A 21,583-nucleotide genomic window follows, 5' to 3' on the forward strand; every position below is an offset into this window, starting at 1 on the left:
GTTCAGGATCGAAAAGGCAGGGTCTGCAGACAGACGGGCAGGCAGCACCACAAGCGGGGCGGCGCACAAACGCCATGCACGGCGCAATCGCGGGCGCCCGCAGCCGTCACGGCGCGGGCGGGCTGGGCGCAGGCAGCGGTGTGCGCGCGCTGGCGTCAGTTGCAGCGAACGTCTTCGTTGAAATACTTCTTGGACAGCGCGGCGTAGCTGCCGTCGGCCATCACCTCGGCCAGCGCCTTGTTCCAGCCGCCGGCCAGCGAGCTGTTGCCCTTGGACACGGCAGCCGCAATGCGCTCGACGAACAGCATCTCGCCCAGCTTGAAGCCAGCGCCGGGGTTCTTCTCGGCCACGGCCTTGGCCACGAAGCGGTCGGTCACCCAGGCATCCACGCGGCGCGAGTTCAGGGCGCTGCGCGCGTCCACGTCGGTGGGGAAGTTCTTCATTTCCTTGATGGCCGAGACCTTTTGCACGTTCTCGAGGTAGCTGGTGCCGGTCTGCACGGCCACCACCTTGCCGGCCAGGTCCTTGGCGCTCTTGATGGCGGGGTCCATGGCAATGATCATGCCGCCCGAGCAGTAGTGCGGCTCGGTGAAGGTGACGGCCTTGGCGCGCTCTTCGGTGATGCCGTGCGAGGCAATCACCAGGTCCCAGCGGTCCTGGCGCAGGCCGGTCAGCAGGGCGTCAAAGCCCAGCGTCTTCCACTGGATCTTCAGGCCCATCTTCTTGGCCACCAGCTCGGCCACTTCCACTTCAAAGCCGGTGAGCGTGGTGCCGTTGAAGAAATTGAACGGGGCGAACTGGCCTTCGGTCGCGATGAGGATCTTGCCGTCTTTCCTGACCTCATCCAGCGTGCGGGCCTGGGCGGCAAAGGCGGCGCAGAGGGCGACGGCGGTGGCAACAGCCTTGAACAATTTCATGGAGCGGGTCCTGTCGGGGGTATTTCAGGTACAAAAAATCCGGCCTGCTGGTGAGCAGGCCGGAAGCTGGTGCGAATAAGGCAGCGCCATCGCAAAGCGCGAAGGCTGCCGTCATCAAGTGGTCACGATTATAAATATGCGGTTTTTTCCCGCGGTACCGCGAACCGGCTGCACCCCCCGGTTGTGGGCGAATTCACAACAGGTTTAGAGGCATTCCCCAAGCGGCGGGGGCGCGGCGTCAGCGCAAAAAGGCGTCGTACCCGGTCTTGAGGATCAGCGTGCTGACGACCAGGATGAAGATGCCGCGCACAAATCCGGTGCCATGCTTGAGCGCCAGGTGGGTGCCCAGCAGGCTGCCCACCACGTTGGCCACTGCCAGCGTCACGGCAAAGTGCCACCACACATGCCCCTTGGCGGCAAATAGCGCAATGGCGGCAACGTTGGTGGCGCAATTGAGCAGCTTGGCCGAAGCCGATGCATTGAGGAAGTCGTATCCCAGCAGGCGCACAAACAGGAACACAAAGAAGCTGCCTGTGCCCGGCCCAAAGAAGCCGTCGTAAAAGCCGATGAGCACGCCGATGAGGCAAGCGGCCACCAGCTCGGCCCTGCCCGTGTACCGCGGGGCGTGGTGGCGGCCCAGTTCCTTCTTGGCCAATGTGTAGGCCAGCACGCCCAGCAGCACCAGCGGCAAGAGCTTGCGCAGGAAGTCGGCTGACATCACCGTCACGGCCCAGGCCCCGGCAAACGATCCGGCGAACCCTGCCGCGGCCGCCGGCAGCATGGCCGACCAGCGGATCTGCACCCGGCGGCTGTACTGCCAGGTGGCCATGGCCGTACCCCATACCGAGGCCGCCTTGTTGGTGCCCAGCAGGGTAGCGGGCGGGGCGGACGGGAACGCAGCAAACAATGCGGGCACCATCACCAGCCCGCCGCCACCCACGATGGCATCCACAAAGCCGGCCAGCAGCGATGCCAGGGTAATAAAAATCCATTCCATTGCAGCATTTTCGCACCGGTATTGCTATCGAATTGATATCGCGGTGACGCACGGGGGACGGCTGCCAAGGGCCGAACGGGAAATAAAAAAGGCGCTGGGATCGCCAGCGCCTGAAAGGTGTTGCACCTCGTTGGGTGCTTGGAATTTGTTGCTTGTAGAGGTTGTCTCCTCGGCCCCTCGCTTGGCACACCGAAGCGCGCTTTCGAGTGCCGTGAATGTACTTTGCTGCACCGCAGCAGTGCATTGGGGGTTTCCCGCCCCCATGTGGCTGCGAAAAATGGGTGGCGCTTTGGTCTTGCACCGTAACGGTGCGTTCTCGGTCAGGTCGTGCGCCGTGCTGCCACGATCCACTCAGCCGCACGCTCGGCGAGCATCAGCGTGGGCGAGTTGGTGTTGCCGCTGGTGATGGTGGGCATGGCGCCGGCGTCCACCACGCGCAGGCCGTTGATGCCGCGCACCCGCAGTTGCGGGTCGAGCACGGCCATCGGGTCGCCGTCGCGCCCCATCTTCGTGGTACCCACGGGGTGGAAGATGGTGGTGGCGATGTCGCCTGCCAGCCGCGCCAGGTCTTCGTCGCTTTCAAACTGCACGCCGGGCTTCCATTCCTGCGGCTGGTACTTGGCCAGCGCGGGCTGGGCCACGATGCGGCGCGTGACGCGCAGGCTGTCGGCCGCCACCTGGCGGTCTTCGGGCGTGCTCAGGTAGTTGGGCGCAATGGCAGGGGCGGTCTTGAAGTCGGCGCTCTTGATCTGCACGGTGCCGCGGCTCGTGGGGTTGAGGTTGCACACGCTTGCGGTAAACGCCGGAAAGTTGTGCAGCGGCTCGCCAAACGCATCAAGCGACAGGGGCTGTACGTGGTATTCGATGTTGGGCCACGGCTGGTCGGCGCTGCTTCGGGTGAACGCGCCCAGCTGCGAAGGCGCCATGCTCATGGGGCCGGTGCGCTTGGCCAGGTATTCCAGCCCGATGCGCGCCTTGCCCCACAGCGAGCTGGCCAGCGTGTTGAGCGTGGTCACACCGTTGACCTTGAACACCGCACGGATCTGCAGGTGGTCCTGCAGGTTTGCGCCCACGCCAGGCAGGTCGTGCACCACCTCGATGCCGTGCTGGCGCAGCAGGGCCGCCGGGCCGATGCCCGACAGCTGCAGGATCTGCGGCGAGTTCACGGCGCCTGCGCTCAGGATGATTTCCCGCGCCGCGTTGGCGGTGATCATTTGCGTGCCATCCCACACCTGCACGCCGGTGCAGCGCTTGCTGCCGTCGGGCTGCGTCTCGATGTTCAGCCGGGTCACGTGGGCGCTGGTCCACATCTCGAAGTTGGCTCGACCGTAGCAGGTGGGCCGCAGGAAGGCCTTGGCGGTGTTCCACCGAAAGCCGCTTTTCTGGTTGACCTCGAAGTACCCCACACCTTCGTTGTTGCCGCCATTGAAGTCATCGGTGGCCGGGATGCCGGCCTGCTGCGCGGCCTGCGCGAACGCGTCGAGCACGTCCCAGCGCAGGCGCTGCTTTTCCACCCGCCACTCGCCGGTGCTGCCGGTGGCCTTGTTGCCATGCAGGCGCTTGAAGTTCTCGTTGGCGCCTTCGGGCTGGTCCAGGCGCCAGTGGTCCTCGTGGCGGCGGAAGTACGCCAGGGTGTTGTCCCAGCGCCAGCTGTCGTCGCCCGTCAGCGCGGCCCACTGGTCGTAGTCGCGCGCCTGGCCGCGCATGTAGATCATGCCGTTGATGCTGCTGCAGCCGCCCAGCGTCTTGCCGCGCGGGTAGCGCAGGGTACGGCCATTCAGGCCTGCGTCGGGTTCGGTGTTGTACAGCCAGTCGGTGCGGGGGTTGCCGATGCAGTACAGGTAGCCCACGGGGATGTGGATCCAGTGGTAGTCGTCCTTGCGGCCGGCTTCGATCAGCAGCACGCGGTAGCGGCCCGCGCTCAGGCGGTTGCTCAGCAGCGCACCGGCCGTGCCGCCGCCAATGATGATGTAGTCAAACTCCGCCGTTTCCGCCATGCCATCGTCTCCGGGATGATATTTGTAATGTTGATGTAACCACTTGCGCAGCCGCAGGCGAGTATGCGCACCAAACCTGCCATAGGCCAATGATTTCGGCAAAATTACATCATTTGAAAAGCTGATATCAACCATGTCTGCCGTCGAACCCCAGGCGTTGCGCGCCTTTGTGGCCGTGGCCCGCGAGGGCAGCGTTTCGCGCGCGGCGCAGCAACTGCACCTGTCGCAGCCAGCGGTCAGCCTGCAGCTCAAGGCGCTGGCGCAGCAGACGGGGCTTGTGCTGTTCACGCGCACCTCGCGCGGGCTGGCCCCCACGCGCGATGCCGCCGTGCTACTGCCCCAGGCAGAGCGCGTGCTGGCTGCGCTGGCAGACTTTGGGCAGGCCGCCCAGAACCTGCATGGCGCCGTACGCGGCACGCTGCGCATTGGCACCATCCTGGACCCCGAGTTCACGCGCCTGGGCGCCTTTCTGGGTGCCTTCATCGACGCCGCACCGCAGGCCGACACCGACCTGCGCCAGGCCATGAGTGGCGACCATCTGGCGCCACTGGCGCGCGGCGCGCTCGATGTGGCCTTCTACCTGGGCGATGCGAACGCCGATGCATCGGGCTACGGCGCCCCCGGGGCGGATTTTGCGCAGCGTACGCTCACCCGCTTTGCGTACCGCGTACTCGCACCCGCCGGCTGGGGCCCCCAGGTGCTCGGGCGCGACTGGCGGGCGCTGGCGGCGCTGCCCTGGCTGGGCACGCCGCCGGCCTCGGTGCACCACCGGCTGCAGGCCGCCGTGTTTGGCCCGGGCTCGCCGGCCGGGGTGGAGCCGCGGCGCGTGGCGCTGGTCGACCAGGAATCCAGCATGCTGGACCTGGTGCGCTCGGGCGTGGGGCTATCGCTGGTGCGCGATGCCATTGCCATGCGCGAGGCCCAGGCCCGCGGGCTGGTGGTGGCCGACCAGGTGCAGCTGGAATGCTCGCTGGCCGTGGTGTGGCTGCGCGCGCGGGCGCATGAGCCGCTGATTGCGGCGGCGCTGGCGGCGTTGTCGCTGGCCTGGGATTGACCGGCGCTGTGCCGATGCGGGCTGCCAGCGCGCACTGGCGGGCGCCAGGTGTTGTGCTGCGGCCCGGTCACGCATTCGTGCGCGATGAAATTGCACCCCGCGCGCGGCGCACGCGGTAGGATGCCGGCTGACTTCTGGCGTGTGCCTGGCGCTGGCGCCTGTGCGGTGTGCACGGGGCTGGCCGGGCTGGATGGAAAGGTCTGGCAGGCCTGCTGACCCGGCAACGGCGTCTCGGCTGGCAGCGGACACGGGGCTTGCCACCGCAGGCTTGCGGGTCCATGCACCTGTTGCTACACGCTGCCCTGTTGCCGCTGCCTGTTTCTTTACCCGCCTTGCCCACCAACGCAACCCTTTTGCCGGATCTTGTGCCCCGCCTCGTTGTGGAAGCGGGCGCGCAGCCTGCCGGGCGCGCAGTGCAGGTGCTGGGCCGCTGGGGCGCGGCAGAAATGGGCGACCGCAAGGTCGTGCAGGCCCTGCGCAGCCAGCTGGATGCCGCCCCGCCCGCAGCCGATGTGGCCTGGGATCTGCGCGGCCTGGCGTGGCTGGACCATGTGGGTGCGCAAATGCTGTGGGAGCACTGGGGCCAGGCCTGGCCTGCGCAGGTGCAGGTGCAGCCGCGTGAACGCGACATCCTGGAGCGCGTGGCGCAGTTCACCGTGGCGCCGCCGCCGGACGAGCCCTGGCGGCTTGCGCACGAAATCGACCACCTCGGCGTGCTGGTGCTGCACGGGCTGGACCACGCCCGTCACCTGCTGCAGCTCGTCGGCCAGCTGGCGCTGGACCTGATCCGCCTGGCGCGCGCGCCGCAGCGCGGGCCGTGGCGCGATGTGTCGGGCCACCTGTACCGCATGGGTGCCACGGCCCTGCCCATCACGGCGCTGGTGGGCTTTCTCATCGGCGTGGTGCTGGCCTATCTGATGAGTCTGCAGCTGAGGCAGTTTGGTGCCGAGTCGTTCATCGTCAACATCCTGGGTATCTCGCTCATCCGCGAGCTGGGCCCCATGCTGGCGGCGATCCTGGTGGCGGGGCGCTCGGGCTCGGCCATCACGGCGCAGATAGGGGTGATGCGGGTGACCGAGGAGCTGGATGCCATGCGCGTGATGGGCATCCCGCACGGCTTCCGGCTGGTGATGCCGCGCACGATTGCATTGGCTATTGCCATGCCGCTCATCAGCGTGTGGACCACGCTGGCGGCGCTGGCCGGCGGCATGCTGGCGGCCGATGTGGCCATGGACATCTCGCCCGCGTATTTTGTGCAGGCGCTGCCTGCGGCCGTGAAGATCGGCAACCTCGGCCTGGCCATCGCCAAGTCAGTGGTGTTTGGCGCGTTCATCGCGCTCATCGGCTGCCACTGGGGCCTGCGCGTCAAGCCCAACACGCAAAGCCTGGGCGAGGGCACCACGGCGTCGGTGGTGACGTCCATCACCATGGTCATCATCGTGGATGCGCTCTTTGCGGTGGCGTTCAAGAACATCGGAATATGACCAGGAAGCCCCCCCTGAGCCGCTTCGCGTCATCCCCCCAAGGGGGGACGCCACCCGTGGCCTGGCAAAGCCAGCTCCACGGTGGCACTGGCCTGGGAACGCGCCAGTTTCAACGGGGGTGCAGCCATGGTTGAGCGCGTCGCCAAGCCCCAACACATTGCTATCCCTCCGGGCGAGCCACCCATCGTGGATGTGCAGGGCCTGTGGACCACGTTTGGCAAGGGCAGCGAGGCCTTTCATGTTCACCAGGACTTGAACTTCAGCGTGCAGCGCGGGGAAATGCTGTCGCTGGTGGGGGGCTCCGGCACGGGCAAGACGGTGCTGCTGCGGCAGATCCTGGGTCTGGCCAAGCCTTCGCGCGGCCAGGTGACGGTGCTTGGCCGCCCGGCCAGCGAGATGGGCCGCGAGGGCGCGGCCAGCCGGGTGGGGATGCTGTTCCAGCACGGCGCGCTGTTCTCTGCGTTCAATGTGCTCGACAACGTGGCCTTTGCGCTGCGCGAGCAGGGCACGCTGCCGGCCGACCTGGTGCGCGATGCCGCGCTGGTCAAGCTGCAGATGGTGGGCCTCAAGCCCGAGCACGCCAGCCGCATGCCGGCCGACCTGTCGGGCGGCATGGTCAAACGCGTGGCCCTGGCCCGCGCGCTCATGATGGACCCGCCGCTGCTGCTGCTCGATGAGCCCACCGCCGGGCTCGACCCCAGCAGCTCGGACGACTTTTGCACGCTGCTGCGCGAGCTGCGCGCTGCGCTGGGCCTTACCGTGGTGATGGTCACGCACGACCTGGACACCCTGTTTGCGCTCTCTACCCGCGTGGCCGTGCTGGCCGACAAGAAGGTCATCGTCACCGGGCCGCCGCACGAGGTAGCGCATTTTCAGCACCCGTTCATCGAACACTTTTTCATGGGCGAGCGCGGCCGCCGCGCGATGGCCCCGGTGCAGGCTGCGACTGCACCGGCGGGCCCGGGCGGCGCGGCCACGATAGACAAGGAACACCCCTGATGGAAAACAAATCCCACGCATTGGCTGCCGGCGTCTTCGTGCTGCTGGTGGCCGCCATGCTGGCCGGTCTGGCCGTCTGGCTGACGCGCGACAACGCCAACTATCAGCTCTACGAGCTGTCCACCAAAGACGGCGTGGGCGGCTTGCAGCCCCAGGCGGCCGTGCGCTACAAGGGCGTGAGCGTGGGCAAGGTCACGCGCATCGGGTTCGATGCGCAGGTACCCGGCAACGTGCTGATCCGCATTGCCGTGAGCGAGCAGGCGCCTTTGAGTCGCACCACGTTTGCCGTGCTGGGCTACCAGGGCGTGACGGGCCTGGCTCACATCCTGCTGGACGACAGCGAGCAGCCCTACCCCGAGCTGCCGCCGGGCCCCAGCGGCCTGCCGCGACTGCCGCTCAAGGCATCGCCCTTTGGCAAACTGGCCGAGCAGGCGCCCGCCATCCTGGGTCAGGTCGAGGAGGCCACGCGTCGCATCAACCGCCTGCTGGGCGACGGCAACCAGCAGCAGCTGTCGGAGGCGCTCTCCAACATCAACCAGGCTGCGGCCGGCATCAACACGCTCACACAGCGGCTCGACACCACGCTGACCCAGCGGCTCGACCCGGCCCTGGCCGCGCTGCCCACGCTGGCAGGCGATGCGCGCCAGACGCTGCAGTCGTTGCGCAAGGCCGGCGACAGCGTCACCACGCTGGCCACCGACTTTGGCGAGACCACGCGCCGCCTCACGGCCGACGGCGGCGCCATCGACCAGATCAACGTGGGCACGCAGGCGCTGGCCCGCGCCGCCGACCAGTTCAGCACTGCCACGCTGCCGCGCTTGAACCGTGCTGCCGACGACACCGGCCGCGCGGCCCGCCAGATTGGCCGCACTGCCACCGGCGTGCAGGACAACCCCCAGCTGTTCATTTACGGATCGGGCCGCATCCCGCCTGGCCCGGGCGAGCCCGGTTTTGTCGCCCCTTGAGGAATCCCCATGCTCACTATCAAAAATATAGCTAACAGGGCAATCAAAACAAGCGCTACAGCCGTTTTTGGCTTGATTTTCCTTGCGGGATGCTCTGCATTGCCGCAACCGCCGTCGCGCCCTGCTCTGTACGACTTCGGACCGGGGCCCGCATTGCAGTCGGCGGCGGAGCGCCGCACGCCCCAGCTGTCCCCGCTCACGCTCGACGACATCGAGGCCCCCGGCGTGACCGAGGGCAGCAACGCCGTGCTGTACCGCCTGGCCTATGCCGACGCGCAGCAGCTGCGCCCCTACAGCCAGGCCCGCTGGAGCCAGCCGCCTGCGCTGCTGTTTCACCAGCGCTTGCGCGAGCAACTCGGCCAGCGCCGCGCCATCCTGCGGCCCGACAACGGCGCTGCCCTGGCGCGGAACCCCGAGCTGGGTGGGCGGCTGCCGCCGGTGCTGCGCGTGGAGCTGGAGGAGTTCAGCCACATCTTCAACAGCACCACTGAAAGCGCCGGTGTGGTGCGCGTGCGCGCCACCGTGGTTGACCTGCTGCCGGAGGGCGAAACCCTGCGCGGCCAGCAGGTGTTCACCGTGCGCACCCCTGCGCGCACGGCCGATGCACCGGGCGGCGTGGCGGCGCTGGCTCAGGCGTCCACCCAGGTGGCCGATGAAGTGGCTGGGTGGCTGGAGCAGGCCCTTCCGCCGCAGCGTAAATGACGCTGGCTTCCCGGGGTTGCCATCGCGGTGTCCGGGGCGATGGCAGCCGGCCTTGCCAGTCAGTGCCCTGGTGACGATGCAGGCGCTGTGGCCGCGGCGTCTGCCGGAGTGCGTCTTTCTTCTACCGGCCGGGAAGCCAGTCCGGTGACCACCCGCGCATAGCGCGCAAAGCTCCAGTACGCCCACGCCCAGTCGAGCAGTACCACCACCCGGTTGCGAAAACCGATGAGGAAGAACACGTGCGCAAACAGCCAGAACAGCCACGCCGGGTAGCCTGAAAACCGCACCGGCCCCAGCGGCGAGCTCAGGTCCACCACGGCAGCATTGCGGCCGATGGTGGCCAGGTTGCCGTAGTCGCGGTAGCGAAACGGCTGTGTGGCGCTGCCCTGCAGCCGCCGCAGGATGTTGGCAGCGGCGATGCGCCCCATCTGCTTGGCGGCAGGAGAGACCCCGGGCACCACGGTGGCCGCCTGGCCCGGCGCATGGGTGTGCGCAGCCGCCAGGTCGCCAATCACGCTGATCTCGGGGTGGCCGGGCAGGCTGAGATCGGGCTGTACGACCACACGGCCCGCGCGGTCGGTCATGGCGCCGGTGCCTTCGGCCAGCTGCCGGCCCAGGGGCGACGCGGCCACACCGGCGGCCCAGATCACGCATTTGCTATGAATGCGATAGCTGTCGGTGCTTTCGTTTCCTCCGGTTGGGGCTGGTTGGACCATTAATCCATGCGCATCAATGCCCGTCACGCGTGCATTCACCCGTACCTCCACGCCCAGTTTCTCCAGTTGTTCCTGCGCGCGCTGGCTGAGCGCGGGCGGCATGGACTGCATCACGCGGTCGCTTCCCTCCACCAAAAGGATGCGCGCAGTGGCCGGGTCGATGTGGCGGAACTCGCCGGGCAGGGTGTGCCGCGCAATTTCGGCGAGCGTGCCCGCCATCTCCACGCCCGTGGGGCCGCCACCAATCACCACAAAGGTCAGCCACTCGGCACGGCGGGTGGGGTCGGGCTCCTTCTCGGCCGCTTCGAAGGCCAGCAGGATGCGGCTGCGGATGTCGAACGCATCGTCCAGCGTTTTGAGCCCGGGCGCAAAGGGGGCCCACTCGTCATGGCCGAAGTAGCTGTGTGTGGCCCCTGCAGCCACGATGAGGTGGTCGTACGGCAGGGCCAGCCCGTCCCGAAGGCGCACCGTGCGCGCGGCCACGTCGATTCCGGTCACGTCGCCCAGCAACACCGTGGCGTTGGCCTGGTGGCGAAACAGGTGCCGTATGGGCGCCGCAATGGCGGGCGCAGACAGCCCGGCCGTGGCGACCTGGTAAAGCAGCGGCTGGAACAGGTGGTGGTTGGCGCGGTCGACCAGCGTCACATCCACCGCAGCTTTGCGCAGGGCGCGGGCTGCTTCCAGCCCGCCGAAGCCGCAGCCGATGATGACCACGCGGGGGCGGAGGGAACGGGCGGACGCGGGAAGAGCGGGTGAGGTCATGTGCGCATTATTGAAGCCATGCGCTGCGCGCGGTAAGGCGCATTCGCACGGGTCTTGTCAGACATGCGCGACGTGGTGTGCGGGGGCGCCGCAGCGATTGCTGTCGCCGTGTACTGGCGCGTCGGGCCGAGCGCGGGCCAGATCAACCGGCCCGCGACGTCATGGCCGCCCGCCACGACGCCACCGCCGCTGTAGCGCCCGGAAGCGCTGGCGGGTTGTCAGCGCATGAATCCCAGGTTCACCGGGTAGTCCGGCCGGTTGGCCGCGGCGCCAAAGTGCGTGATGTTGGGCAGCATGCCCACCAGCTCGCTGTCGGCCACGCCAAACCATTTGGCCAGTGTGGCGGCGTACTGGTCTACCGACGTGGTCGGCAGCAGGCGGCCCTGGCCCACATGCCACTGGTCTTCCGGCGCCGTGGTGTTGGTGACGCTCACCGGCGGGGGCGTACCGTAGAACGCACCACCCTTGACGGCGCCGCCCACCATGAAGTGGTGGCTGCCCCAGCCGTGGTCGGAGCCATCGCCGTTGGAGCTGAGCGTGCGGCCAAAGTCTGACGCAGTGAACGCAGTCACCTTGTCGGCCACGCCCAGTTCCACAGTCGCGTCATAAAACTTCGTCATGGCATCGCTCAGGCGCTGCATCAGAACGGGCTGCTGGCTGATGAGGTTGTCGTGCAGGTCGAACCCGCCCAGCGACACCAGGAACACCTGGCGCTTGCTGCCCAGAGCGCTGCGCGATGCAATGAGGCGCGCCACGGTCTTGAGCTGGTCGGCCAGCGGGTTGCCAGAAGGAAACTGCGTGGCCACCACCGCGCTGGACAGCGCGCTGGAAACCTGGGTCTCCGACTGGACCGCGCGTTTCGTCACACGGTTGTATTCGTTCTCCAGCGTCTGCGTGCTCGATTGCTGGATCAGTGTCGTCAGCGCCGAGCGGACGGCGGTCGAGCCATACACACTGTTTTTCACGCCATTGATGGCCACAGCACCATTGGTGCTGACCTGGTAGGAGAGAGCCGAATCGCCCGACAGGAACACCGCGTTGCCCGTGACCGAAATGCAGGTGAACAGTGAATTGCTGTTGGATGACAGGGCCAGGTCGCCCAGGTTGCCGCCCCAGCCCACGGTGGAGCCCTCTGGCGACGAAGACTGCCACACCGACTGCTGATCGTTGTGCGAGAACAGCTTGGGCGGCAGGGGGTACAGCGTGCGGTTGCTGCTGTTGTATTGCGTGCGCGTCAGCGGAACCACCAGCGGCCCCACGTTCAGTTGCACCGCCGCCTTCCCAGTGTTGAACAGGTTGGTCATCCCTGTCATGGCGGGGTGCAACGCGTACTGCAGTCCGCCCGCCAACTCGTTGCCTGTGGTGGGCTTGAGCAGCGTGTTCAAGAGGTCGGCCTTGGCCAGCGCAATGCCGCCCGCTGTCTGCCCGCCGCCACCACCGCGGATGGTGCTGTAGCGGTTGTAGCTGGCGTCGTCGTAGTTGACGACCGTGTTGGCATAGTCGTTACCTCCGTACAGGAAGACGCAGACCAGGGCCTTGTAGTCGGTGGCATCAAACGCTGCTGCCTCGCCCATCGCGGCGAGGTTGAGCGCAAAGGGCAGTGCGGTTCCGGCAAGGCCGAGCTGGCTGGACCGGCGCAGGAAAGCCCGGCGCGTGTGGAGTTCTGGCTGAAGCAGGTGCATGGCGTGTGGCTTCGGTTGGGTTCTGTGCGGGGTGGCCGGCTGGCTACTTCTGGACCAGGTACTCGGCCGAAGCCATGACCAGGAAGACCGCCGCGGCTACGCGGTCGCGCCGGGCGGCGTCGGTGCTGGCAGTCGTGAGAGGTGTGGCCTTGAGCGCGTCGGCAATGAGCTTGACCGTGGCCGCCGACAGCTGGCCCGCGGTCATCAGCAGGTTGACGCGCGCCACCAGTGCGTCCGCGTCCAGCACCAGCGCCAGCTCGTTGGCGTAGGTGGCCTGGATGTCGTAACCGTTGTTGGCCGAGTTGGTGCTGTTGGGAAGCTCGGGTGCACTGACGAAGATGCCCCGCCGGATCGCGTCCTGCATGAAGTTCAGGTACCCGCCCACACTGCTTTCGTTGACGAGCTGGAACTCAGGCGCCACCGCGCCTGCGGCAGCCAGCGCAGTCGATGGCGGGATATAGCCGGGGCGAAAGAAGTTGAACACCGAGGGCGAGCGCAGCGGGCTCTGGCCCAGGCGCGAGCCGGCGTCGCCGGTGTTGCCAATCTTCCAGCTGCCGCGGGCTGAAGTGATGCCGAAAGTGCGGCCCCACTGCACGAAACGCAGCATGGGCTCGCGCAGCTTGCCAAAGCCCGGTTGGGCCAGGCCTGATGGCGCCCGCGCTTCATCGTCCAGCAAAATCGCCTTGACGACAGCGCGCATGTCGCCCCGCACGCCGAGGCCGTTGTTGTCAAAGGCCGCCGTCACGCGCGCCACGTAGGCAGGTGACGGGTTGCTGGTCACCAGCCGCTGGATCATCTGCTTGCCGATGAACGGGCCGACATTGGGGTGGTTGAAAATGGTGTCCAGCGCGGTTTTGAGTGCTGCAGCGCCGGGCGTGCTGGCGGCTATCGTGGTGCCCAGAAAGGTCGCCGCCAGCGCGGAGTGGCGTGATTCCGTCAGTGCCATCGGCAGCCGGGCGAAGGTGGTGCTGGGTACGACGCGTGTGGTGCCCGGTACCGTTGTCGGCGTGTTCTGCGACAGGTCGTAGTCGTACCCGGTGAAGACACGCGCGAGGTTGGTGACATCGCTCTGGGTGTAGCTGTCCAGCGGCTTCCCGGTCCCATCTTTCTTCGGGGTGCCGTCAGGGTTGAGCATGACGAGTCCGATGGACATGAGCTGCAGCACCTCGCGGGCGTAGTTCTCGTCGGGCTGGCGACCGGTAGCGGTGTTTTCCTTCTGGTTGCCGCGCGTGTTCAGGTAGTAGCCCATCGCGGGGTTGAGCGTGACGTCTTCGAGCACCTTGCGGTAGTTGCCGAAGGCGTTGGTGCACAGCTGGTCCCAGTAGTGCGCCATGGCGTGGCTGCGCCAGTTGAAATCCAGGCCGGTGAGCGACACCACACAGATCTCCGACAAGGCAAGCGCCACCCGCCTGCGCATCCCGTCCGGGGACTGCATGAGCTGGTGCCAGATCATGTAGTCGGCGGGGTAGGTCTGGTCGTAGTAGGACGTGTCGTTGCTGATCGCGGCATAGCCGCGCTGGTTGAGCCAATCCCATCCGCTGATGCCTGCGGTTGCGTTGAACTGGCTGTCCACCCAATCGGCATAGGTCGTGCCACGCAACGCGGCAATCTCGGTGGCGGACGCCGAAAACTGCGCCTGCAGCAGGAAGCGGGCGGCTTCCTGGTCTGTGGTGGCCGATTTATAGGTGTAGGTGCCCAGCGTGGGCGGAGCCGGGGGCGCCGGCGCTGGCGCAGGGCCCGGAGCCGGTGCGGGTGGAGTGGGCGAAGGAGCCGGCGCAGGCCCGGGGGCAGGTGCAGGACCTGGCGTTGGCGAAGGCGCCGGGGCAGCTCCGGGTGGGACGGTCGGATTGGGTAGCGGCGGCAGCGGCTGGGCGGAACTGCCCCCGCTTTCTCCACCGCCACATGCGGCCAGCGCCACTGAAGCAAACAACGCCGCCAGGCCGGCGGGCGTTGCACTGGAGCCGTCTTCGGGCGTGACCGTGGTGGCTGCCTCTCCTTGCGCCTCGGGCATCTTTGTGGCCAAGGCTTCCTCGTTTGATTTTTGCATGATCGTGGGGGTGGGATCGCCCGCTTGATGCGGTGCTTCGTTACTTCAACACACACTTTCAATGGCTGCACGACACAAACGTCACGAAAAGAAACCTTCGTATGACAGTTTGTGGCACCGTTCGGTGGCTGGGTGTTGCCCATCCGATCCCGGCCGCCGGCGGATTTCTTGTCATAGCAGAAACCGGGCCAAGCGCGCCACTTCCTGGACGCGACCCGCGCCGGAACTGCACTCCGCCGTCATTCGCACTGACCGCCCGGTTAGCGCTCACATATCGAAACGCGCGCGTACCAAAAGTTACATGCGGTGTTGTGTGGCTGCGCTCAGTCGCGTCGCAGGTGGCGCCACATCCCCTGGAACGCCCGGCGGAGCATTCGCTGTCACGCGCCGTAGTCGCGCACTGACGCGCCGCGCACGGCTGCGCCTACGTGGTGCGCACCGCTTGATCTCTACAGTCATTTCCATCGCACCAGGCACGTGTTCCACGCAACCCGAGTGGATGGCGGGGGCGAAGATTTTGAGGATGCACACCATGAATGAAGATACCGTCAAGGGCAACTGGAAGCAGTTCAAGGGCAAGATGGTCGAACAGTGGGGCAAGCTCACGGACGACGATTTCGATGTCATCGACGGCAAGCGCGAGCAGCTGCTGGGCCGCTTGCAGGAGCGCCACGGCATCGCCCGTGATGCCGCAGAGCAGCAGCTCAATGACTGGCAGTCCCGCCACCCCGATTTCCGTTTCAACGACTGACTGTTTCCGTGCGGTTCCTCCCTCGGCGGCCGCGCTGGCCGCGGACCGCAGGAACGCAATTCAAGCCCCATTTCCCTTCGGAGAAAACCATGAAAAAACTCACCCGTACCCTCATTGCTTCCGTGGCAGCCGGCCTGATGGCCACTTCGTCTTTCGCCATGACGTCTGCAGAGCACAAGACCGCCAAGGACCGCATCTCGGCCGAGTACAAAGCAGCCAAGGAAAGGTGCGACGGCATGAACGGTAACGCCAAGGACATTTGCACCAAGGAAGCCAAGGGCGCTGAAGATGTCGCAAAGGCCGAACTGGAATCGCAGTACAAGCCCAGCGAGCGCAACACCCGCAAGCTGGCAGAGGCCCGTGCCGATGCGGAGTACAACGTTGCCAAGGAAAAGTGCGATGACCAGCAGGGCAACGCCAAGGATGTCTGCGTGAAGGACGCCAAGGCCGCTCACGTGAAGGCCAAGGAAAACGCCAAGGTGGCAGCGGCCCAGGCCAAGCCGGCCAATACCGCCGCCGGTCAGGGCGCAGCCGTGGCCGAAGCCCGCAAGGACGCATCCGCCGAAAAGAACGAAGCGAACTACAAGGCCGCACGCGAGCGCTGTGACGCGATGTCGGGTGATGCCAAATCCAAGTGTGTGGACGACGCCAAGCGCATGTATAGCCAGAACTGATGATCTGGTGGCGCCACGGCGCTGCTGGGGCAGGCAGGCACAAGCAGACGCTATTTCGGCTGCTCGTTCTGTCCACCCCACAAGCCCCGCAATCGCGGGGCTTTTTCATGGGTGCTGACCATTCAATCGTGGGCAGTGGCGCCCCACCCTCGCCAAATCCGATGGCAACCTGCCGGTGCTGGAACGCCAGCCCGCCAGTCATCTGACCTGGGTCAATGCGCCCTGCGGGTGTGCTGCCTACGCTTGGGGCCCTGTTCAGTACTTTGCAAAGGACTCCGCGATGGCCCGACTCGAATGGTCAGATGCGCTCGCTCTTGATCTGCCGCTGATGGACGACATCCACCACGAGTTTGTCGACCTGCTCGCTGCCGTGGACGGTGCGCCGGATGCGCATTTGATGGCCGCGTGGCAGTCTTTGGTAGACCATACGGACAACCATTTCGCGCAGGAAGACCGGTTCATGGTGGCCACCCGGTTTGCCTCGGGAAACTGCCATGCCACCCAGCACCGCGTCGTGCTGCAGGTGATGCGCGAGGCGACCGCACGGGCGCAGCAGGGTGACCTGAACGTTCTGCGCGTGATGGCCGGGGAGCTTGCGCTGTGGTTCCCGCAGCACGCGCAGAGCATGGATGCTGCACTGGCCCTGCACCTGCGCCGCGTGGGGTTCGACCCATCTACCGGCATCGTTCATGCCCCTGGCGCGCTGCCAGACGCGTTGATCCACGGTTGTGGCGGCGCGTCGTGCGCTGACACGTCCCGCACAGCACACGCGCCGCCGGAGCCCGAGTGCGCGGGCGCCTGAAGCGCGGGCCGACCCGCACTCCAGCGAGAGCCAGCCTCGCGTGCTGCACAGCATGAATCCACAAAGGGGTTTGTATCGCGATGACTTACCGCACACCGCCTGAACGCTCGTGCACCAGCAGGCCGCTCATGCGCCACGCCAGGTCGCGCAAGGCACGGCGCAGCGCGGGTGACACGGGTGGCGGCGGGGTGACCGGCCGCGGGTATGCCACCTCGGTTGCCTGGCCGAACGCTGCCACCATTACAGCGTGCTTGGCCGTGCGCAGGGCCGCCTTGTCGCGTGCCTGCAGCGCTTGCAGCAGGCGGTCCCGGTAGCGCTGCACCCGCAACGCTTCGTACTCCGACAGGTGGGCCGACGTCACCGGAGCCCCACCTGCAAGGTATAAAGCCCACGGACGCCGGGGCTCGCAATACGCGGTCGGTTCCGTCATGCCGCACCACCTTGCACGGCGTCGCCCGTGGCGGATCGGGGCGATACGCCAGCCGACAACCCGTACCAGTTGACCTTGCGCGTGAGCACCATCACGGCAGCCAGCACCAGGAACAGCGCGATGGCACCCACCGCCAGCGCCGTCTGCTCCAGTTGCAGCAGCACATACAGCAGCCCATACAGCACGGCCACGCCCGCGCTCAGCGGAATGCCGCGCGCCAGGCCGCCCAGCACGTGGCTGGCGTAGTACCCCAGCAACAGCACGCACGCCGCGGCCGCCATGGCGTAGGCCACGCCAAACGGCACGTGTTCCGACAGGCTCACCAGCAACAGGAAAAAGCTGCACAGCGCGCTGCCCACCAGCAGGTACTGCACGGGGTGCACCCGCAGCGGTGCCGCATGCCGGCCCTGGCCCATCAGTTCGAGCAACCCCACGGCCACGAACGTGAGGGCAATGAACAGCAGGCCGTACTTGGTGGCGCGGTCACTCAGCGAATACGGGTTCACCGGGTCGACAAACGCCACGGTAAAGCTGTCGGCGCAATCTGCGCGGGCGGGCGCCTGTTCAGGTGTGCCTTCACTGTAGCTGCCCATGCAGACGGGCTTGCCGCTGGACACATCGGCCTGTGCCGTGGTGGCCAGCGACGACAGCCGCCACCGGGCGGAGAACCCGTCGGCCTTGACCTCCCGCTCCGACGGGAGAAACCGCCCGGTGAACGACGGGTGGGGCCAACCGCTGGTCATCAGCACTTCGGTGCTGCCACCCAGGGGCACGATGGAAACGCGTTCGGTGCCCACCAGCTCCAGTTCCAGCGTTGCGGTCAGCCCGTCCTTGCTGCTGCGCAGGGATTCGGGCAGGGGCGCGTGCAGGCCGCGGCTGTAGCTAGGGTGGAAGGTGCCGGGTTTCAGGGCCAGGGTCTGCTCACCCAGGCTCAGCTGCGCGGTACGGATGCCACGGGCATCGCCCACTGCCATCATCACGATGGGTGCGCCGCAGTTCATGCGCGAGTCCTTCATGGTGCTCGCTGGCTGCAGGCTGGCCAGGGATGCCCACTGCGCAGTGACCTGTGCCTTGAGGTTGAAGGCGTTCACCTTGTGCACCCCGCGTGCACGCTCTTCCATGGCAGCACTCGTGGCGAGCTTGAGCTGCTCGGGCATGGCGGTCAGCATGAACTCCCGGCGCTGCTCGACCATGCGGCGCTCTGCTCCCTTGCCGGTCTCGACCTCCCAGGTTTCCACGCAGGCGCTGTGAATCATCGGCCCCATCAGGGTCTGCGGCCCGGCCAGGCTGTCTGCCACGCTTTGCGCCGTGAGGCTGCGGTAGCGTTGCCGGTCGTGCACGACTTCTTCGATAAGCCCCAGGCCAATGAGCAGCAGCACGACGACGGCTGCCAGCGCAGCCAGTTTGACGAACAGGGGGTGTTTCAAGGAATCCTCCGCAAGTGAATGTGCGGGGAGTGTTGGGCCCGGGGGTGAGGGCGCTATGAAGTTTGTGAGGCCGGTGTGAAGTGGCTCGCCCGCAATGACCTGGCGGGCCATCGACTGGCGCTGGCTCCTAGCCCGCGCCAAACTCCAGCACCACACGCAGGCCGGGCGACGTGTTGCCTGCCGTCATGTGCCCGCCGTGCAGCGCCATCACGCGCCGGACGATGGCCAGGCCCAGGCCTGATCCGCTGCGCTCGCCGCCTGGCCGCGCTGTGGTGAAGAACCGCTCACCCAGACGCGGCAGCGCGTAGTCGGGCACGCCGGGGCCGTGGTCCTGCACGGCCAGGGTGGCGCCATCCAGCTCCACCCGCACCGTGCTGCCCGCAGGCGCAAAGTCGATAGCGTTGTCCAGCAGGTTGGTCACTGCCATGGTCACCAGCTCGGCCTCCCAAGCACCGTTGCGGCCATTGCCATGCAGTTCCAGCGTGATGCCCCTCTGTGCCGCGCGGCCCCGGGTCTGGTCTATCGCCACTTCGGCGCAGGTCTGCAGCGCCACCGGCGCGCTGCCCTCGGCATGCTGCCGCTGCTCCAGCTTAGACAGCTCCAGCAGACGGTCGATGATGCGCTGCAGGCGCTCGCTCTGCTGCACCACCTGCGTGGCGAACCCGGCGCGGTCGGCTGGGGGCAAATCGTCCTGCAGCAGTTCGCCCGCGCCGCGGATCGCAGCCACGGGGCTCTTGAGCTCGTGCGTCAAAGCGCGCACGTAGCCCTCGATGTAGTCGCGCCCTTCCAGCCGGGCGCGCATGCGGTCCATGGCGCGCGCCAGGTCGCCCAGCTCGCCGGGTACCTGGGGCACGGCCAGCGCGGTGGGCGCCAACCCGGCCTCGTCGCCAATGGCCGGGCCCTGCACGCTCAGGGCGTAGTCGCGCAGGCGGCGCACGTTCCACACCATCCACAGCGTCACGGCCACCCCCACCGCGGCCGACAGCGCCAGCAGCAGCAGCCCGCCCATGAACACCTTGCGCTCGGCGCGGTCGATGAAGCGCTGCACGGTGCGCGTGGGCTTGGCCACCGTGAGGGCTCCGGCAATCTGGCGGCCCTGCGGCGTGGTCACGTAGATGGGGGCGGCCACATGCATCACGCTGCTGGTGTCGTCGCTCTCGACCTCGCGGGTGGAGCGCGCGCCGTACTCGCCGCGCAGCGTGCGCGCCACATCGCGCCACTGCGAATAGTCGGCCCCCACCGCCTGGTTTTCCGAATCGAACAGCACGCGGCCCTGCGCGTCGGTCACGTAGATGCGGTAGTCCAGCGTTTGCTTGGACATGCCCCAGATGTTGGCGTCCAGCGGCCGGCTGGCGTAGCGCTGCACCTGCTTCGCAAACAGGCTGTGGCCCGCACCGCCCGCCTGCAGCCGCCCGGCGGCCAGGTCGTCGCTGGCCAGCTCCGCCAGGATGTTGGCGGTGTCCACCATCATGTCTTCCATCACCTCGCGCACGCTGGGCTTGATCTCGGCCATGAACACGCGCAGCACAAAGAATGCGGCGATGCCGTTGATGAGGAAGAAGGCGAACAGCAGGCGAATGCCGAGGCGCATGGTGCATTACTTCAAAAACAATAGCTGCCAGCGCTTCAAAGACGTGCGCCAGGGGCCAATGGGGCTTCAGATGTCCAGGCAATATCCCATGCCGCGGTGCGTGCTGATGTATTCGCGTGCCGGATCCGCCTCGCGCAGCTTGGCGCGCAGGGTCTTGATATGGGTGTCCACCGTGCGGTCGGTGCTCTCGCTGTCGTCGCCCCAGGCGGCGGCAAGCAGCGCATCGCGCGAATGGATGCGGCCCGCGCCGCGCAGCAGGTGCGACAGCAGGCGGTATTCACGCCGCGTGAGCAGCAGGGGCTGGCCACGCAGGCTGATGCGCTGCCCGGCTTCGTCGTCATGTAGCACCGGCGCGGCAGCGGCAGCTGCCGTGGCCGCGTGCTGCCCGTGGCCCGCCCTGCGCAGCAGGGCCTTCACGCGCGCCGCCAGCTCGCGCGGGCTGAACGGCTTGGCCAGGTAGTCGTCAGCGCCCAGCTCCAGGCCCAGCACGCGGTCGATCTCTTCGCCGTGTGCGCTCAGCATCAGTACCGGCAGCGCAGCAGTGGCCGCGGCGTTGCGCAGCTCGCGCAGCAGATCGAGCCCGCTGCCATCGGGCAGGCCCACGTCCAGCACCAGCAGGTCAAAGCGCTGCGAGGTCAGTTGCTGGCGCGCGTCATGCACCAGCAGGCTGTGCGTCACGGCCAGGCCATCGCGCGCTAGCGCATAGGCCACGGTGCGGGCGATGGCGGGGTCGTCTTCGAGCAGTAGGACTTTTGCAGACATGTCTCAATCCACCTGCAGCGCCGCAGGCGACTCAGGTGGTTGTCACCTTGCGATCAGGATCGGAAACAGCTTGCCCAGGCCATCGGCCATCACCTCCACCGCCAGCGCGGCCAGGATCAGCCCCATCAGCCGCGTCATCACATTGATGCCCGTCTTGCCCAGCACGCGTGCGATCGGGTCGGCCAGCGCAAAGCACACGGCGGTGGCCAGCGCAATGACCACGCCGTAGCCCACCAGTGCCAGCGTCTGCCACACGCCCTGGGCGCGGTCGGCGTAGATCACCACGGTGGACATGCTGGCCGGGCCAGTGAGCAGCGGGATGGTGAGCGGCACCACGGCAATGGAGCTGCCGGCGGCGGCCTTCTCGGCACCTTCCTCGTATTCATTGGTACTGGGCTTGGCCTCGGCCGGCTGGGCGTTGAGCATGTTCATCGCGCTGATGAGCAGCAGCATGCCGCCGCCCACCTGAAAGCTTTCCAGCGAGATGTTGAAGAAATCCAGGATCTGCAGGCCCAGCAGTGCGCAGGCGGCAATCACGCAGAACACGCTGAAGCTGGCCACCTGGATGGTGCGGCGCCGCTGCGCATACGAAAACCCCTGGGTGTAGTGGATGAAGAACGGCACGATGGCCAGGGGGTTCACGATGGCCAGCAGAGTGATCAGGGGTTTGAGGTCCATCAGGGCGCTCCCAAGGGCAAGTGGGCAGGGTGGTTCTTCGGGGGCTCAGGCCAACAATAGAGGAGGGTGGCACAGCCCGGGCTGTGCGCGAGTATGCGGTGTTTTTTGCTCCGTTTGGCGGTCAGAAATGCTGCGCTGCAGCGTGC

19 protein-coding genes are annotated in these 21,583 nt (G+C 67.0%); 8 read left to right on the forward strand and 11 right to left on the reverse strand.

The genetic code is table 11. The features are described 5' to 3' along the window. Positions 1-155: 155 nt before the first annotated feature. The 3 genes from ACTPOI_RS03640 to ACTPOI_RS03650 all read right to left on the reverse strand — a co-directional run bounded on the left by ACTPOI_RS03640 (position 156) and on the right by ACTPOI_RS03650 (position 3,911). Complete coding sequence (locus tag ACTPOI_RS03640; protein ID WP_440106501.1) at positions 156-917, reverse strand: ABC transporter substrate-binding protein; 762 nt, start codon at positions 915-917, stop codon at positions 156-158. 238 nt (positions 918-1,155) lie between these two features. Then, on the reverse strand, positions 1,156-1,914 hold the full coding sequence (locus tag ACTPOI_RS03645) for a sulfite exporter TauE/SafE family protein (protein WP_440106503.1): 759 nt from the start codon (positions 1,912-1,914) through the stop codon (positions 1,156-1,158). Between the two features lie 320 nt (positions 1,915-2,234). Continuing rightward, complete coding sequence (locus tag ACTPOI_RS03650) at positions 2,235-3,911, reverse strand: GMC family oxidoreductase (protein ID WP_440106505.1); 1,677 nt, start codon at positions 3,909-3,911, stop codon at positions 2,235-2,237. A 133-nt stretch (positions 3,912-4,044) separates the two neighbouring features. Between ACTPOI_RS03650 and ACTPOI_RS03655 the strand changes: the two genes are divergently transcribed. The 5 genes from ACTPOI_RS03655 to ACTPOI_RS03675 all read left to right on the forward strand — a co-directional run bounded on the left by ACTPOI_RS03655 (position 4,045) and on the right by ACTPOI_RS03675 (position 9,115). After that, complete coding sequence (locus ACTPOI_RS03655; protein ID WP_440106507.1) at positions 4,045-4,965, forward strand: LysR family transcriptional regulator; 921 nt, start codon at positions 4,045-4,047, stop codon at positions 4,963-4,965. Between the two features lie 353 nt (positions 4,966-5,318). Continuing rightward, positions 5,319-6,449, forward strand: coding sequence for an MlaE family ABC transporter permease (locus tag ACTPOI_RS03660; protein ID WP_440108256.1), 1,131 nt, complete (start codon positions 5,319-5,321; stop codon positions 6,447-6,449). 126 nt (positions 6,450-6,575) lie between these two features. Beyond that, positions 6,576-7,448 (forward strand): ABC transporter ATP-binding protein, encoded by an 873-nt coding sequence (locus tag ACTPOI_RS03665; protein WP_440106509.1) that lies wholly within the window; start codon positions 6,576-6,578, stop codon positions 7,446-7,448. Further along, positions 7,448-8,413: an MlaD family protein gene (locus ACTPOI_RS03670; protein WP_440106511.1), complete on the forward strand. Its 966-nt coding sequence runs from the start codon at positions 7,448-7,450 to the stop codon at positions 8,411-8,413. The genes ACTPOI_RS03665 and ACTPOI_RS03670 overlap by 1 nt, the downstream gene beginning before the upstream one ends. A 99-nt stretch (positions 8,414-8,512) precedes the next feature. Beyond that, positions 8,513-9,115, forward strand: coding sequence for an ABC-type transport auxiliary lipoprotein family protein (locus tag ACTPOI_RS03675; protein ID WP_440106513.1), 603 nt, complete (start codon positions 8,513-8,515; stop codon positions 9,113-9,115). 59 nt (positions 9,116-9,174) lie between these two features. On the opposite strand, the gene ACTPOI_RS03680 is transcribed toward ACTPOI_RS03675, so the two are convergent. From ACTPOI_RS03680 to ACTPOI_RS03690, 3 genes are all read right to left on the reverse strand, one after another. Then, on the reverse strand, positions 9,175-10,593 hold the full coding sequence (locus tag ACTPOI_RS03680) for an NAD(P)/FAD-dependent oxidoreductase (RefSeq protein WP_440106515.1): 1,419 nt from the start codon (positions 10,591-10,593) through the stop codon (positions 9,175-9,177). A gap of 218 nt (positions 10,594-10,811) precedes the next feature. Further along, positions 10,812-12,275 carry a DUF1501 domain-containing protein gene (locus ACTPOI_RS03685; protein WP_440106517.1) on the reverse strand — a complete coding sequence of 488 codons (1,464 nt, stop codon included), beginning with the start codon at positions 12,273-12,275 and terminating at the stop codon, positions 10,812-10,814. A gap of 43 nt (positions 12,276-12,318) precedes the next feature. Next, on the reverse strand, positions 12,319-14,322 hold the full coding sequence (locus ACTPOI_RS03690; RefSeq protein WP_440106519.1) for a DUF1800 domain-containing protein: 2,004 nt from the start codon (positions 14,320-14,322) through the stop codon (positions 12,319-12,321). Positions 14,323-14,854: 532 nt separating this feature from the next. Between ACTPOI_RS03690 and ACTPOI_RS03695 the strand changes: the two genes are divergently transcribed. The 3 genes from ACTPOI_RS03695 to ACTPOI_RS03705 all read left to right on the forward strand — a co-directional run bounded on the left by ACTPOI_RS03695 (position 14,855) and on the right by ACTPOI_RS03705 (position 16,549). Beyond that, complete coding sequence (locus tag ACTPOI_RS03695) at positions 14,855-15,073, forward strand: CsbD family protein (protein ID WP_440106521.1); 219 nt, start codon at positions 14,855-14,857, stop codon at positions 15,071-15,073. 89 nt (positions 15,074-15,162) lie between these two features. Next, entirely contained in the window at positions 15,163-15,747 is a 585-nt protein-coding gene (locus ACTPOI_RS03700) for a hypothetical protein (protein ID WP_440106523.1), read from the forward strand. A 280-nt stretch (positions 15,748-16,027) separates the two neighbouring features. Next, positions 16,028-16,549, forward strand: coding sequence for a hemerythrin domain-containing protein (locus ACTPOI_RS03705; RefSeq protein ID WP_440106525.1), 522 nt, complete (start codon positions 16,028-16,030; stop codon positions 16,547-16,549). A gap of 85 nt (positions 16,550-16,634) precedes the next feature. Here the strand turns inward: ACTPOI_RS03705 and ACTPOI_RS03710 are convergent, their stop codons facing one another. The 5 genes from ACTPOI_RS03710 to ACTPOI_RS03730 all read right to left on the reverse strand — a co-directional run bounded on the left by ACTPOI_RS03710 (position 16,635) and on the right by ACTPOI_RS03730 (position 21,437). Further along, positions 16,635-16,979: a hypothetical protein gene (locus ACTPOI_RS03710; protein ID WP_440106527.1), complete on the reverse strand. Its 345-nt coding sequence runs from the start codon at positions 16,977-16,979 to the stop codon at positions 16,635-16,637. Beyond that, positions 16,976-18,406: a cell envelope integrity protein CreD gene (creD, locus tag ACTPOI_RS03715; RefSeq protein ID WP_440106529.1), complete on the reverse strand. Its 1,431-nt coding sequence runs from the start codon at positions 18,404-18,406 to the stop codon at positions 16,976-16,978. Before creD ends, ACTPOI_RS03710 begins: the two co-directional genes overlap by 4 nt. 127 nt (positions 18,407-18,533) lie before the next feature. Next, positions 18,534-19,997 (reverse strand): two-component system sensor histidine kinase CreC, encoded by a 1,464-nt coding sequence (creC, locus tag ACTPOI_RS03720; RefSeq protein ID WP_440106531.1) that lies wholly within the window; start codon positions 19,995-19,997, stop codon positions 18,534-18,536. 66 nt (positions 19,998-20,063) lie between these two features. Next, positions 20,064-20,759 (reverse strand): winged helix-turn-helix domain-containing protein, encoded by a 696-nt coding sequence (locus tag ACTPOI_RS03725; protein ID WP_440106533.1) that lies wholly within the window; start codon positions 20,757-20,759, stop codon positions 20,064-20,066. Between the two features lie 42 nt (positions 20,760-20,801). Then, positions 20,802-21,437 carry a MarC family protein gene (locus tag ACTPOI_RS03730; protein WP_440106535.1) on the reverse strand — a complete coding sequence of 212 codons (636 nt, stop codon included), beginning with the start codon at positions 21,435-21,437 and terminating at the stop codon, positions 20,802-20,804. Positions 21,438-21,583: the final 146 nt, after the last annotated feature.

This window comes from Acidovorax sp. BL-A-41-H1, assembly GCF_051942715.1.